13 protein-coding genes and 1 pseudogene are annotated in these 13,676 nt (G+C 51.0%); 4 read left to right on the top strand and 10 right to left on the bottom strand.

From position 1 onward, the window contains the following. Window position 1: 1 nt before the first annotated feature. The 9 genes from FZP57_RS03170 to FZP57_RS03130 form a co-directional block, all read right to left on the bottom strand. On the bottom strand, window positions 2-1,096 hold the full coding sequence (locus FZP57_RS03170; RefSeq protein WP_191216454.1) for a tryptophan--tRNA ligase: 1,095 nt from the start codon (window positions 1,094-1,096) through the stop codon (window positions 2-4). A gap of 101 nt (window positions 1,097-1,197) precedes the next feature. Next, a complete protein-coding gene (gene endA, locus FZP57_RS03165; protein ID WP_074358735.1) occupies window positions 1,198-1,704 on the bottom strand; it encodes a tRNA-intron lyase in 507 nt (168 codons plus the stop codon). A gap of 174 nt (window positions 1,705-1,878) precedes the next feature. Then, entirely contained in the window at window positions 1,879-2,463 is a 585-nt protein-coding gene (gene hxlB, locus FZP57_RS03160) for a 6-phospho-3-hexuloisomerase (protein ID WP_074359730.1), read from the bottom strand. A gap of 30 nt (window positions 2,464-2,493) precedes the next feature. After that, a complete protein-coding gene (npdG, locus tag FZP57_RS03155) occupies window positions 2,494-3,168 on the bottom strand; it encodes an NADPH-dependent F420 reductase (RefSeq protein WP_074358734.1) in 675 nt (224 codons plus the stop codon). A gap of 21 nt (window positions 3,169-3,189) precedes the next feature. After that, a complete protein-coding gene (locus FZP57_RS03150) occupies window positions 3,190-3,933 on the bottom strand; it encodes a sugar phosphate isomerase/epimerase (protein WP_191216453.1) in 744 nt (247 codons plus the stop codon). Between the two features lie 9 nt (window positions 3,934-3,942). Next, window positions 3,943-5,775, bottom strand: coding sequence for a PINc/VapC family ATPase (locus tag FZP57_RS03145; RefSeq protein ID WP_074358732.1), 1,833 nt, complete (start codon window positions 5,773-5,775; stop codon window positions 3,943-3,945). Next, the gene (gene hisI, locus FZP57_RS03140; RefSeq protein WP_074359729.1) at window positions 5,776-6,165 is read right to left on the bottom strand and encodes a phosphoribosyl-AMP cyclohydrolase; all 390 of its coding nucleotides are present in this window, start codon (window positions 6,163-6,165) and stop codon (window positions 5,776-5,778) included. A gap of 1 nt (window position 6,166) precedes the next feature. Next, window positions 6,167-7,444, bottom strand: coding sequence for a histidine--tRNA ligase (gene hisS, locus FZP57_RS03135; RefSeq protein ID WP_191216452.1), 1,278 nt, complete (start codon window positions 7,442-7,444; stop codon window positions 6,167-6,169). Window positions 7,445-7,494: 50 nt separating this feature from the next. Further along, window positions 7,495-8,157: an RNA ligase partner protein gene (locus FZP57_RS03130; RefSeq protein ID WP_074358730.1), complete on the bottom strand. Its 663-nt coding sequence runs from the start codon at window positions 8,155-8,157 to the stop codon at window positions 7,495-7,497. 156 nt (window positions 8,158-8,313) lie between these two features. Here FZP57_RS03130 and FZP57_RS03125 point away from each other — a divergent pair. The 3 genes and pseudogenes from FZP57_RS03125 to FZP57_RS03115 all read left to right on the top strand — a co-directional run bounded on the left by FZP57_RS03125 (window position 8,314) and on the right by FZP57_RS03115 (window position 11,757). Continuing rightward, a pseudogene (locus FZP57_RS03125) lies at window positions 8,314-9,167 on the top strand (shikimate dehydrogenase). Between the two features lie 181 nt (window positions 9,168-9,348). Next, a complete protein-coding gene (locus tag FZP57_RS03120) occupies window positions 9,349-10,305 on the top strand; it encodes a replication factor C small subunit (protein WP_074358728.1) in 957 nt (318 codons plus the stop codon). A 21-nt stretch (window positions 10,306-10,326) separates the two neighbouring features. Continuing rightward, window positions 10,327-11,757 carry a replication factor C large subunit gene (locus tag FZP57_RS03115; RefSeq protein ID WP_191216450.1) on the top strand — a complete coding sequence of 477 codons (1,431 nt, stop codon included), beginning with the start codon at window positions 10,327-10,329 and terminating at the stop codon, window positions 11,755-11,757. A gap of 91 nt (window positions 11,758-11,848) precedes the next feature. Here FZP57_RS03115 and FZP57_RS03110 read toward each other — a convergent pair whose 3' ends face one another. Then, on the bottom strand, window positions 11,849-12,481 hold the full coding sequence (locus FZP57_RS03110) for a hypothetical protein (protein WP_191216449.1): 633 nt from the start codon (window positions 12,479-12,481) through the stop codon (window positions 11,849-11,851). A gap of 240 nt (window positions 12,482-12,721) precedes the next feature. On the opposite strand from FZP57_RS03110, the gene FZP57_RS03105 reads away from it, so the two are divergent. Next, a complete protein-coding gene (locus tag FZP57_RS03105; protein ID WP_238337975.1) occupies window positions 12,722-13,576 on the top strand; it encodes a hypothetical protein in 855 nt (284 codons plus the stop codon). Window positions 13,577-13,676: the final 100 nt, after the last annotated feature.

Genomic DNA, 13,676 nt, shown 5'->3' with positions numbered 1-13,676 from the left:
TTTATCCCTCAAGAACCCCCTCAGCAACACGTAGGGCCTTTTCTCGTTTTTCTGAAAGTTCCTCAAAGAACTTTCTTACAAACTCTGCAGTATTATTTTTACATTCACCACACATAAGTGTACCGTTTCTGCAGGAATCATATATCTCCTCAAGGTCATCATCCCGCCCTGACATATGGTAGAGGAGTGTCTCATAGATGATGCAATCCTCGGGGACTCCTCCAAGTTCCCTCTGCTCCTTCAGGGTCTCCCTTCCACCTGTCTTAGCGTTCCTTATCTTGGCTTCAGCCTCCTCAGGGGTGTCGCTCAGGAATATTGCGGATTTTGGCTTGCTGCTTGACATCTTCCCCCCTGTAAGGCCCCTCATGAACCTGTGGTAGGTTGATGATGGCTGTATGAATCCGAATTTCTCCCTGAACCTCGCCGCCATATCCCTGGTGAGCCTTATATGGGGGTCCTGGTCCGGTCCAACAGGCACGAGGGTGGGTCTTGGACCACCCATTTCCTCTAGCTGGGGGTGGAGTATGTCAGAGACCTGGATTATGGGGGCGTACATATGGGCCATGCTTGTTGAACCTGTAAAGCCATAGATGGCCCTGAGTTCATTGAAGTTAACCTTTCCTGCAAGAATGTATGCAAGGTCCTCAACCATGAGGTTCTCTGACTGGAGGTAGACGTGAATGTTCTTCTTTGAAAGGTCCAGTCCAAGTGCAATGTAGTTCGCAATGTACTCCTCAACAGCGATCCTCCTGGATGTTTCAAAGTCAATGCCCCTGGCAGAGTATGCCTCCATATTGGCTATCGGTATGAATATTTCGGCTCCGATGCTGTCATACCATCGGAGCTGGTCAACTATCATCTTATGGCCGATATGCATTTTTCCGCTTGGCATCATCCCAGTCACAACTGCAAAGTCCTCCCCCTTCCTGACGGCTTCAAGGATCCTTTCGTAGTCCCTGTGCCCGAAGACTATCCCCCTCCTCATGAGCCAGCTGGGGTCAGGTACATCATCCAGTATCTCACTGAAGGGCTTCACACCAAATTTCTCGATAAGTTCCTGATATTCAAGGCTTGCTGATCCCCATGGATCTATCACTACAATCACCTACAGAATCTTCTGTTCCAGAATCATGGCCTTACCCATCTAACAGTTCAGGCAATCACTGGCTTATCCCGTCAAAGGGTGATCTTATCAGATCATGGCCTTATCCAGTCAACAAGGTAATAGGTAATGTCCTCCTCATCATCAAGGAAGGCCAGGAGCAGTCTCTTGTTAACCCCGTGGGCCACCCTCACATAGCTTGAAAAGTCAAGGGCGTGTATGGTTGCATTCTCGGATATCACCCTGACAAGGTAGGCTGAATGGGTCCTTCCGGGGGCTCCTCCCCTCTCATAGAGCCTGAACTCTACACCGTACTTGAATCCTGTCTTCACGATGTAGCCCCTGTTCCTGAGGTCCCTGTAGACAAGGTACTTGCTGTAGAGTCCCCTCTCAGCAAGGAGGGATATGAATTCCTCCAGTGTAACATCGTCGTCATCCTTCTTCAGTTTGAGTTTACCCTTCTCCATGAGGTAGGCTGCCTCGATAAGGGAAATCTGAAGTCTTTCCTCATAGATCTTACCATAATGGCTCTTCTCATGAAGCCTCCTTGCCATCGAGTTCAGTTTTACTGTTACCACTTCATCTCCAAGCTGTCCCTGCATTCATCACTCCTCCATTTCTGGACTTACCTGCATGAGCTGATTTATATGTGATGAGGACATGTATCCCTGCCCAGTTATAGCATGTCCCCTCCATCCTCTCCCCCTAACACCATCACAGCTACTCAATTATAGCATGCCTCTTCCTAAGATCCTTCTCCTCAAACACCATCACAGCTACTCAATTATAGCATGCCTCTTCCTAAGATCCTTCTCCTTCTTTCCAAGTATTGACATGAACTCAGCTATGAGGCCATCAAGGAAAAGGTGGGTGGTGTCCTCGAAGAGCGTCCCCATGGGCGTGAGGTCATCATAGTCCCCCCTGAGGACACTTGAGGTGTAGTACTTCCATGGCTCCTTTGTCTTGCTTGGTATGGTTATAACCACATCTGAACTTTCGGTGAGGGTTGACCCTGGGGTTGCTGTTATTGCGATGACCGTTGCACCCACTGAGGCTGATGTCTCGGCTGCAAGGGTGACGGTCTTGGTCTCTCCTGACCCTGAAATGGCCACAAGGCAGTCCTCGGCACTTATTGCGGGAGTGGTGACATCACCAACGGCATAAACCGTGAATCCAAGGTGCATGAGCCTCATTGCAAAGGCCTTACCCACAAGTTCCGATCTTCCAGTTCCCACAATGAAGACCGCCCTTGAAGCCATTATAGAGGATATCATCCTTTCAAGCTCTGATTCATCAACCTGGCCTATGGCCCTGTTGGCGTGTTCTGTGATCTTTGCAACGGTGTTTTTAAGTATCTCCATTTCAATCAACTTAAAACATTTTATAACAAACTATTCAGGGAGGTTGGTTATCCTTATACCCGCATTCCTCACTCTGTTTTTGATGTTCAGGTTTATGAGGAGGGGTGTTATCTTCTCTATGATCCTTGCATTTTCAAGTGGCCCGCAGTCAACTGCCCTGACACCCTTTATCTTCTCTGCCAGTTCCATTGCAGTCTCAAGGGCGTCCTGATGGTCCGATGCCACCAGACAGTCACAGTCAACAGGACTCTCAATATCAAGGAGGGCGGATGCGCTTATGTTGTTGAATGCAGCGGCAACCCTTGTGCCCTGGTCCTCAAGGAAGCCCGCCGCCCTCTCGGCTGCTGAACCCTCCCACAGGTCAACGTACTTGACAGCTGAGCCTCCAAGGCAGCTCTCAATGGGGACGGTGGCATCTATGAGGACCATGTCCCTGAGCTGATCCTTTATGGAACCCAGGGTCGCCATCTGTGCCTGGAGGGGCACCGTCAGTATGGCAACGTCTGCTGCTTCCGCGGCTTCAGGGTTTGCGGCTCCCTCCACCATGAGATCATCCCTTTCTGCGAGTTCAAGGACCTGACTGACGGCTTTATCCGCCTTTTCAGGGTCCCTTGAACCTATAATTACATGTTCACCGGCAACTGCAAGTCTCAGGGCGATTCCAAGTCCCTGATCTCCTGTTCCTCCAATAACTGCAATCTTCATATTCATCACCTTAAAACTCAATCAGTGGATTATTCTCCTTAAAAATTCAATGCTACTCTCAATCTCACGGGTGTTCTTAACCTCAACCGTCAGCACACCCCTGTAGCCATGGTCCTCCAGTTTATCAAGAAGGCCCCTGAAGTCTATGCTGCCCTCACCCAGGGCGTCGTGGCTGTCGGTTTCACGGTCATTGTCAGAGAGGTGTACGTGGCCCACCCTCCCTGTGACCATCTCATCCACACCGTAACCCATGGTGGCTGCATGGGCCACGTCAAGGGTGACCATGGTGTCAAGTTCCTCCACGGCACCCCATAGCTCATCAAGGTCCCTCATAAGGGGGCCTTCAAGGCGGGGCATGTTCTCGGGGAAAACACCAACACCCCTCTCCTCCCCGTAATCAACTATCTCCCTGAGGGACTCCATGTTCCTCTCCATTATCCTCCCGCTGTAGCGTCTTCCTAGGAAGGGGACCAGTCCAGGGTGGACCACAAGGACATCTGCCCCGATATCGGCTGCAAGGTCCACTGACCTCATCACCTCCCTGACAGATGCATCCCTTACCCTGTCATTGAGTGATGCTATGTTGATGTCGGATATGGGTGCATGTACCGTGAATCCGATGCTGTATGAATCCGTGACCTCAACATCGGCCATGGGGTACTCGTTTATGATTTCACAGTAATCGGCGCCAATGTCCTCAAGGTATTCAAGGATCTCGCTTATGCTGTGCTCTGCGAGTGCCAGGGTTGAGACACCGATCTTCATGAGATCACCTCAGGCCTCGGGTCTCACCCTCGCCCTTATGGGTATATCCTTCTTCATGGCCTCCATGATGATATCTGCAAGTTCAATATCCCTCCGGATCTTTATGGTGCCCTTCTTACCGACAGTGGCCGTGAAGAGATACTCATCATCTACCAGTATGTCAAAGGACACGCCGACAGCGTCCTTGCCAAAGTTGAGGACAACGTAGTTTCCTGCGAGTTCAACAGGGACCTCAACCGTTTCATCGATCTCCCTTGATTCGAGGGGTTCTATGCCGATGCTTATACCTATGTTCTTCTCGATCTCCTCAATGGTCCTGCCCTTCTTTCCTATGATCTGGGGTATGTACTTCTCCTCTATCCAGACCCTTGCACGTTCATCTGATTCAAGTTCAACCCTGACCCCTGCACCGGGGATCCTCTTTTTGAATTCCCTTTCAATCTCCCTCTCGGCTATCTTGTGGGCTGATGGTTTTCTGGCCCGGGTCGATGCTGCTGCGACATCCATGACTATGGTCTGCTCACCGTAGGTGTAGATCTCATGCATGAGTTCACCGGACTCAAGGTCCCTGATCTCTATGACCGGACGGGCAAGGTCTGCTTCCTGCATCCCGGTGGGAACCTTAACCGTGAGTGAAACATCATAGACGGCCTTAACCTCTCCATCCTCAATGAATACTGTTGTATCGACAACGGAGGGTATAACTCCAAGCTCCACCCTTCCAAGGATCCTCTGTATGGCGTCTATTGGCCTAGTGGCGTGGACAACGCCAACCATTCCCACCCCTGCAAGCCTCATATCAGCAAATATTCTGAAGTCCCGTGTCTTCCTGAGTTCATCGTAGATTGTGTAGTCTGGCCTTACAAGGAGGAGGATGTCGGCTGTCTTCTGCATGTCCCTCTCGATGGGTGCGTACTGGGTTATCTCGTCACCCACCTGGAGGTCCCTTGGTGACTCCATTGTCTTGACTATGGCCTTCATCTCCCTGCTGTAGAACTCTGCAACAGCCTGGGCAAAGGTACTCTTACCTGCCCCCGGGGATCCTGCGATGAGAACACCCTTGGCGGTGTCCCTGAGCCTTTCAATGAGCCTGTCAGATAACTTGTAGTCCTCAAGGGATACCCTTGCAACGGGCCTGACGGCGGTTATCTCGAAGGCTTCTGAGAAGGGTGGCCTTGCAATGGATATCCTGTACTCCCTGAACTGGACCACCGTGGCTCCTTCCATTTCTATCTCAATGAAGCTTTTGAAATCACTTTTAGCCCTCTCAACGATTTCACGGGCCATCCTGTTTATGTCTGAGTGCTTCAGTGGCCGGTCATCAATTTTAACCAGTTTGATATTCCCTGGCCGGCCCTTCTTGGCCATGGGTGCAACGTTCTCCTTGAGGTGCACCGACATCGTGTACTCATCAAAGTACTTGCTTATCTCGAGCTCCTCATAGCCGAGCACCTCGGGTTTTATGTAGAAGACGTCAAGACCCTGGGCCTTCCCGACCTCTGCCTGCACCCTGTCACTGGTTATTAGGAGGGCGTCGTATTCCCTGGCGGTCTCCCTTATCATCGAGTCTATCTCACCGCCCCTTGCCAGGGATATCTCATCCAGTGTGGGGCGTCTCCCAACGAATATCAGGGATATTATGTTCTCCCGGTGGAGCTCCTGAAGGTTCTTGAGCTCCTCAAGACCGTTGAATCCCGTCTCCCTGCCACGGTTGGCCTGGTATTCAAGTTCAGATACAACTGCCTCGGGCACGATCACCTCGCTGCCCCTGAACTCGTCCTCCTGGACTATCCCGGTGATCCTCCCATCGACAATAACACTTGTATCTGGAACAATCTTCATTTAACCATCCCCATATATTTCTTCAGGGTCAAAGACCTTCACGGCGTCCTCCCTGACTCTGAGTTCATCGCCCTCTATGCTCCTGTAGAAGCAGGACTTGTAGCCTGTATGGCAGGCCCCTCCCTCCTGTTCGACGAGGAGGACGACTGCGTCCATGTCACAGTCAACCAGCACCTCCTTTACATGCTGCACGTGGCCTGAGCTTTCACCCTTAAGCCATATCCTGCCCCTGGAGGTGCTCCAGTAGTGTGCCATTCCTGTTTCAAGGGTCCTTTTGAGGGCTTCCCTGTTCATGTATGCCACCATGAGGACCTCGCCTGTCTCATGGTCCTGTGCAACTGCGATTACAAGGTCTTCGCCATTAATATTATGTCTGAAATTCAGTAAAATGCTAACATCTCCCTTTAATATAATCCACGATTTCATTCCTCTTAACGGTCTCCTGGGTGGCGTCCTCCATGTTCCGCACGGTCACCACACCCTCCTGGAGGTCCCTCTCACCTGCAAGGACCGTGAAGGCTGCTCCAAGGTGATCTGCATAGGAGAGGGCCTTCCTGAGTTTCCTGCCCCCTGCCTCAAGGTCCGCCGATACTCCTGCAAGCCTGAGTTCCTGTGCTATCTTCACGGCCTCGGACCTCACAGATTCATGTATGGGTATCACAAAGACGTCAACCATCCTCATCTCGGATTCATCCATTTCAAGGGCGTTCATGAGGCGGTCAAATCCGAATGCGAAGCCTGTTGATTCAACAGACTCGCCCCCAAAGGTTTCAACCAGATTGTATGTTCCCCCGCCGCATATCTGCCGCTGGGCGCCCAGTTCAGGGACGTAGATCTCGAAGACCGTCCCAGTATAGTAGTCAAGTCCCCTTGCAATGCCCAGGTTAACCTTGTAGCCGTCCATTCCAAAGTCCTCAAGGACGTCAAGGAGCTCCTGGAACTCCCTCACGGCTGCCAGTGACTCATCGTAACCAGTAAGGTGGCCCTTCACATCTTCAAGTACTTCAGGACCGCCCCTGGTCCCTATGAGGTTCATCAGAAGGTCCCTTGCTTCATCTGAGATTTCAGTGCCTTCAAGACATGACCTGAGTTCATCCACATCGCCCTTATCTATGATACCCATTATCCTGTCCTGAAGGTCGGGCTGGATGTTCTCATGTCCAAGAACCCCCCTCAGGATTCCAAGGTGGCCTATGTGGACCTCGAAGCCCTCGAGTCCAAGGTCCCTGAGGGCATGGGATGCCAGGGTTATTACCTCTGCCTCTGCAAGGGGTGATCTTCCACCGATGAGTTCGCATCCGAACTGCCAGAACTGCCTGAACCTGCCCTTCTGTGGCCTCTCATACCTGAAGCAGCTGCCGAAGTAGTACATCTTTATGGGTCTGGGTGTTCTCTGGAGTTCATTCATGTAGAGCCTTGCAACCGGGGCTGTGAGTTCGGGCCTCAGTGCCAGGTCCCTTCCACCCTTATCTGTGAAGTGGTATATCTGGTTGACCACCTCCTCCCCCGACTTTAGTGTGAAGAGTCTGAGTTCCTCGAATATCGGTGTCTTGATCTCATGATAGCCATAGGTTTCGAAGGTCCTTCTGAGCCTGTTTTCAACCCTTTTCCTGTTTTCCATCTCGGCAAAAAGGAAATCCCTTGTTCCTCTAGGTCTTGATATATCCATGACGGTGATTCCTCCAGTAAAAATGATAAAAGAGATGTAGTGAGATTTCATCATTCATAATATTTAAGGTATTCCTTGAGCATCTTCGGGAATGATGAGGCGTTAAGGAACCTTAAACCAAGGCGTTCGGCCCATACCCTGATGCCATCATCTGCAGCCACGACACCTGCACCGAGTTCCTTGGCAAGGAGTAGGACGTCAAGGTCAGGTGCACTGTCGAGGGTGCCCTTCCTGAGGGCTGAACGGTACTTTTTACGGAGGTCCTTTATGGCCTTAGCCAGGACCCTGCTTTCGATCTCGGTCTTCTTCACATCCCTTGATGCCATTATGATTGACTGTATCCCTGCCTCCCACAGCATGGTCTCCGAGATCCTGAGTCCCTTGTTCATCCTCTCCCTTATGTCATGGACGTATTCATAGAATATCTGGGAGGGTATCTGGGTGTCATAGCGGTTGGGGGTCTTCTTAACTATCCATGTCTCTGCCTTAATCAGGGTTTCCGGGGGGCATTCGTAGCGTGTCATGTAATCCGTGAACTCCTTGTATGTTACAGGGGGCATGTGGCAGCTGATGTTGAGCTTTATCCTGCTTCTTGCAATGAGATCAAGCATTGCATCAACTGACCTGTTAAGGTCTCCTTCTCCAAGCATCTCCCTTAACTGGTTGTCTGTGAAGGCCGTTGTATCGAGTACAAATCTCTGCTTTGCAGGCATGTCGCAATCCCCTTACATCAACAGGAATGATATTTATCGCCGATGATAAATAAATATTGCACGATGGATGAAAAATCCCCTCCCCTAACTGAAGTTAACTGAAAAATTATATTCCCTGGAAGATAATTAGGATCAGAGGATAGAGGTTGTGATAAACTGATAACCGGCAGGACACGTGTTACCGGCATAATCGGCCACCCCCTAAGCCACAGCCTGTCCCCCAGATGCACAACGCTGCATTCAGGAGCCTTGATATGGACTGGGTCTACGTTCCATTCCCTGTGAGGCCTGAAAAGCTTGGAAGGGCTGTGCGCGGCCTTGAAGCCCTCAACGTGAGGGGTGTGAACGTCACCATACCCCATAAGGAGGCTGTGATTGAATATGTTGACGAACTCCATGAAACCGCATCCCTGATAGGGGCCGTTAATACCCTTGAATTTGATGATGGTACCGTGAGGGGTTACAATACCGATGCCGATGGATGCCTGAGGGCCCTTGAAGAGGTCACCTCCGTCAGGAACTCCAGTGTCCTGATACTGGGGGCGGGTGGGGCTGCCAGGGCATGTGCATTCAGGCTGGCCCTTGCAGGGGCCTCGGGGATTTTGATACTCAACAGGACACCTGAGAGGGCCCATTCTCTTGCAGGGGATATAGGGGAGAAGCTCGGCTTTGATGTATCATCAGGGGGCTACGACCTTATACCTGAGGCTGCGGTGGATGCCGATATAATCATAGACACGACACCCGTCGGGATGCACCCCCATACAGATGACGAAGCCCTGGTAACCGCCGAGCTCATGCATGAGGGCATGGTTGTCTATGACCTTGTCTACAACCCCGTAAGGACCGTTCTCCTCCGTGAGGCTGAAAAGGCATCTGCTGTTCCTGTATCAGGGCTCAAGATGCTCGTGTATCAGGGTGCTGAGTCCTTCAGGATATGGACCGGCAGGAAAGCCCCGATCGATGTTATGGAGGAGGCTGTCCTTGAGGGTCTTTGGAGGAAAGATTGAATCCTGATACATGCAACGGTTGCCCTGCTAATCCATAATTTTTCCCTGAACCCATGAAAGCCTGTTGATAGTATCTGACCCAAAGATTTTAAGATGCTCCGACAATAATGATTTAATGGTAAAACAGATGGTGTATTATTAATTCATGCTTAAGTATTATAATCTTTGATCGGTGATTTTTATGAGCGGACCCTGGGTAGAGAAGTACAGACCACAGAAACTTGATGATATCGTAGGCCAGGAACATGTTATACCACGCCTCAAGCGCTATGTTGAGGAGAAGAGCATGCCGAACCTCATGTTCACAGGACCAGCAGGTGTGGGTAAGACAACAACTGCCCTGGCCCTTGCAAAGGAGATCCTCGGCGATTACTGGCGGCAGAACTTCCTTGAACTCAACGCCTCAGACGCCAGGGGTATAGACACCGTAAGGACCAGTATAAAGAACTTCTGCCGCCTGAAACCCGTGGGTGCGCCCTTCAGGATAATATTCCTTGATGAAGTGGACAACATGACAAAGGACGCCCAGCACGCCCTCCGAAGGGAGATGGAGATGTACACCAAGACATCCTCCTTCATACTCTCCTGCAACTACTCATCAAAGATCATAGACCCCATACAGTCAAGGTGCGCCATATTCAGGTTCCTTCCCCTCAAGGGCCACCAGATAATAAAAAGGCTTGAATACATCGCCAGGGAGGAGGGCCTTGAATACGAGCCACAGGCCCTTGACACCATAGTCTACTTTGCAGAGGGGGACCTCAGGAAATCCATAAACCTCCTTCAGTCAGCGGCATCCCTCGGTGAGAAGATAACAGAGGAGAGCATCTATGAGGTTGTCTCAAGGGCAAGGCCCAAGGATGTGAGGAAGATGATCAACACCGTCCTCAACGGCAAGTTCATGGATGCAAGGGACATACTCCGGGAGATAATGGTCCTGCAGGGTATAAGCGGCGAGGACATGGTGACCCAGATATACCAGGAACTATCCAGGATGGCCATGGAGGGGGCTCTGGAGGGTGAGAAGTACATAAAACTCATTGAAGCAATAGGTGAATACGATTTCAGGATAAGGGAAGGTGCAAATCCAAGGATACAGCTTGAAGCCCTCCTTGCAAAGTTCCTGGAATACAGTTAAATCCTCAAGGGGTAGCCCAGGATGTCATGGACAGAGAAGTACAGGCCCAGGACCTTTGAAGAGGTTGCAGGGAACAAGAAGGCCATAGAGGAGATAAAGAAGTGGATTGACGAGTGGAAGGCCGGGAACCCCCAGCCACCCCTGCTTCTGGTCGGGCCCCCTGGGACCGGTAAGACAACCCTTGCACACATCATAGGACGGGAGTTCTCAGACACCCTTGAACTCAATGCAAGCGACAAGCGGTCCCAGGACGCCATCAGGAGGACCGCAGGCGAGGCATCCTCAACCTACTCCCTCTTCAACCATGACCTTAAACTCATAATACTCGACGAGGTTGACGGTATACACGGTAATGAGGACCGTGGGGGTGTCCAGGCCATAAACAGGATAATAAAGGAGAGCAGGCAACCCCTGGTCCTGACGGCCAACGACCCCTACAGCAAGAGATTGCAGACCATAAAACCAAAATGCAAGGTTATAAACATCCGCAAGGTTCACACAGCCTCCATAGCAGCCGCCCTTAAAAGGATCTGCAGGGCTGAAGGTATTGACTGCCCCCCCGATGTCCTGAAGGAACTTGCAAAGAGGTCCATGGGGGACCTCAGATCGGCCATCAACGACCTTGAGGCCATGGCAAAGGGTGAGGAAAGTGTGGGGAAGGAGCTCCTGGACACCGGTGCCAAGGATGCCGTCTCCACAATCTTTGATGCCGTCAGGGCCGTGCTGAAGAGCCGCGATGTGGTTAAGGTCAGGGAGGCCATGAGGGTTGATGATGACCCCACAAGCGTCCTTGAGTTCATTGCAGAGAACGTCCCGAGGGAGTATGAGAAGCCCCATGAGATCAGCAGGGCCTATGATATGCTCTCCCGGGCTGATGTGTTCTTCGGGCGTGCTGTGAGGAGCAGGGACTACACCTACTGGCGCTACGCATCTGAACTCATGGGTCCAGGGGTCGCCCTATCAAAGGATGAGACCTATCGGAAATTTGTCCGCTACAGCGGTTCATCCTCATTCAGGATACTTAGAAGGACCAGGAAGAAGAGGGCCCTCAGGGACAGCGTGGCCAGGAAGATGGCCGGGAAGATGCACATATCACCCAGGGTGGCTATTTCAATGTTCCCCTTCCTTGAGATAATCTTCGAGAACGATGAGATGGCCTATGAGATAAAGGAATACCTTGAACTGACCGATGAGGAGGTTAAACTCTTCAGGAAGAGGAAGATCAGGGCCCCTGAAAGGAAGAAACCCGGAAAGAAAACTGAAACCCCAGGGAGACCCCTGCCAGGTCCGGAGAAAAGGGATGATGAAGCCGGCGCGGATAAGGGAAGAAGTAGAAAATCCCCTGAAGATGGCTCTGAAAGGAACAGGTCCCATGGGCAAGGTGAAAAGAAAAATAAAAAGAATGATGAAAAACCAAAGGAGAAGCAAACATCACTGTTCCAGTTCAAATAGAGGGAAGATGCACATCCACCGGTTTACATGAAGGATGAAGAAGATCCAGAGAAAAAGACAGAGATGTTCCGGTTTAATGTCACCTGATTTGTCATTTTCCTTGCGAATTCTCATCCAGATAGATGAGGGATTTCATCAGCTTCTCCCTGAACTGGGGGACCCTGGCGCTGAAGAACTCCATAAAGTTCTCAACCATGGGGTCATCCGTCACCCTTATTTTAGTTCCAAGCCATGACTCGATCCATTCAGCCGGCACCGTTATGAAGGGGTATATTATGCTCCCCGATGACCTGTAATGATTCCTTATCCCTTCACCCCCCAGCATATCTTCAAATACTGCTGCAGCAGCATGGTCAAGGGTCTCGGGGCGTGCCTTTATCCCTTCATCATCAAAGACTATGCCGTACTTCCTTGTGTAGGGTTCAAGGACCGTGTAGAGTGCCAGGGCCAGCTCACCCTCAGCATCAACAGAGACCCTGCTCCTTGGCTCAAGGAATGATGCAAGGATCCTTGATGATCTTGAGCAGATCTTCTGAAAGACCTTGGAGCGTACAACCTCCAGGTCAGGGAATTCCCTCCTGAAGGTCTCCTCCCTCCTCCTTGAAAACCTTGAAAACCTCAGATTATTTATAAGCACACCCCCAGAGGTTACACTCACAAACCTTGTATCCACACCGATCCTTCCAAGGAACCTCAGAATCTCTCTTCTCCTCCCATCATCCATTCCATCACTAAAGATCCTATCCCCACCTGAAATATGTTAATGTTTATCAGGGCAGAAAGCCAGCCTCCGAATCCAATGGCGCCGCCACCCCCTGGCATGCATGAATTCTCCAGGGACAGAATAACCATCCTCAAAGCAGATCCCCATGATATGTAAATGTTTATCAGAGCCCCATAATAATATAAGTTCAGTGGTGTTCCTTAAAACCACACCATGGATTCAGGAAAGGGGGTGACTTCAATGTTTGGAATCTTTGGGAGGAAGAAAGAGGAGAGAAACCTTATTGAACTTGAACCCGACGGTCCTGTTGACTGTATAGCCGACTTCACCTACAACTTCTACTGGCAGCACCATGGTGAGAAGCTTGACCCCGACCAGCTGATACCAGGAACAGAATACAGTTACAGGGATGTTGTTGAGCACGTCAGGAGTGGCGGGGAGGTGAGGATAAAGGGTGATGCAGGTCACCGGCTGGCCTCAAGCATGGGAGCAGACCTCAAATACTTCGGGGGGACCGGAGGGTCGGTGATGGCAGGGACCCTTACCGTTGATGGAGACGTGGATACACGCATGGGTATAAGCATGGTCTCCGGGACCATCTATGTCAGGGGCAAGGTCAGGGACCCGATAGGTAACCTCATAGAGGTTAAATCTGACCGCAGGGGATATAAGAAGTTCATCTCAGTTACAGATGTCCTTACAGGGGGTCATGGTGGTGAAAAACTCCTTGGAGCCACCCTAACAGGTAACCGCATGGTTATCGATGATGGTCACGTCCGGGACACCCTGGGGGCCCGCCTGGATACCGATGCCGAGATAATCCACAAGGGAGATGTGGATCTCTCAACAGGGATACTCATGAGGAGGGGTACAGTGATGGTCAAGGGTGATGCAGGTAAGAACACCGGGGCACTCCTCAGCGGGGGCACCGTGATAATAGATGGTGACTGTGATGACTTTTCAGGGATTGACATGAGGTCCGGTTACCTGATTGTAAACGGTGACGCGGGTAAGTTTATGGGTGCCCAGAGGAAGGGTGGTGTTATCCTTGCAAGGAAGGGAAAACCTGTCCCCCGACCAGTGAAAATGAACTAACAGGTGAGGATAAGAATCTGATACTGAAGGCCGGCTTCAATCCACAGCACTTCAGGAGATTCTCATAGAATCATTTATATAAAATAACCAGGACCCCATC

Origin of the sequence: Methanothermobacter sp. THM-1 (assembly GCF_009914355.1) — an archaeon.
Lineage (GTDB): Archaea > Methanobacteriota > Methanobacteria > Methanobacteriales > Methanothermobacteraceae > Methanothermobacter > Methanothermobacter wolfei.
The sequence above is the reverse complement of the archived record's forward strand: the minus strand, read 5'-3'. Positions and strand labels throughout refer to the sequence as shown.

Bases quoted from the DNA above. Each gene is read 5' to 3' on its own strand.
- hisS (WP_191216452.1), bottom strand. From the start codon at position 7,444: ATGGATATATCAAGACCTAGAGGAACAAGGGATTTCCTTTTTGCCGAG.
- endA (WP_074358735.1), bottom strand. From the start codon at position 1,704: ATGCAGGGACAGCTTGGAGATGAAGTGGTAACAGTAAAACTGAACTCG.
- FZP57_RS03115 (WP_191216450.1), top strand. From the start codon at position 10,327: ATGTCATGGACAGAGAAGTACAGGCCCAGGACCTTTGAAGAGGTTGCA.
- FZP57_RS03150 (WP_191216453.1), bottom strand. From the start codon at position 3,933: ATGAAGATCGGTGTCTCAACCCTGGCACTCGCAGAGCACAGCATAAGC.
- FZP57_RS03105 (WP_238337975.1), top strand. From the start codon at position 12,722: ATGTTTGGAATCTTTGGGAGGAAGAAAGAGGAGAGAAACCTTATTGAA.
- FZP57_RS03145 (WP_074358732.1), bottom strand. From the start codon at position 5,775: ATGAAGATTGTTCCAGATACAAGTGTTATTGTCGATGGGAGGATCACC.
- FZP57_RS03110 (WP_191216449.1), bottom strand. From the start codon at position 12,481: ATGGATGATGGGAGGAGAAGAGAGATTCTGAGGTTCCTTGGAAGGATC.
- hxlB (WP_074359730.1), bottom strand. From the start codon at position 2,463: ATGGAGATACTTAAAAACACCGTTGCAAAGATCACAGAACACGCCAAC.
- FZP57_RS03130 (WP_074358730.1), bottom strand. From the start codon at position 8,157: ATGCCTGCAAAGCAGAGATTTGTACTCGATACAACGGCCTTCACAGAC.
- npdG (WP_074358734.1), bottom strand. From the start codon at position 3,168: ATGAAGATTGCAGTTATTGGAGGAACAGGAGATCAGGGACTTGGAATC.
- FZP57_RS03120 (WP_074358728.1), top strand. From the start codon at position 9,349: ATGAGCGGACCCTGGGTAGAGAAGTACAGACCACAGAAACTTGATGAT.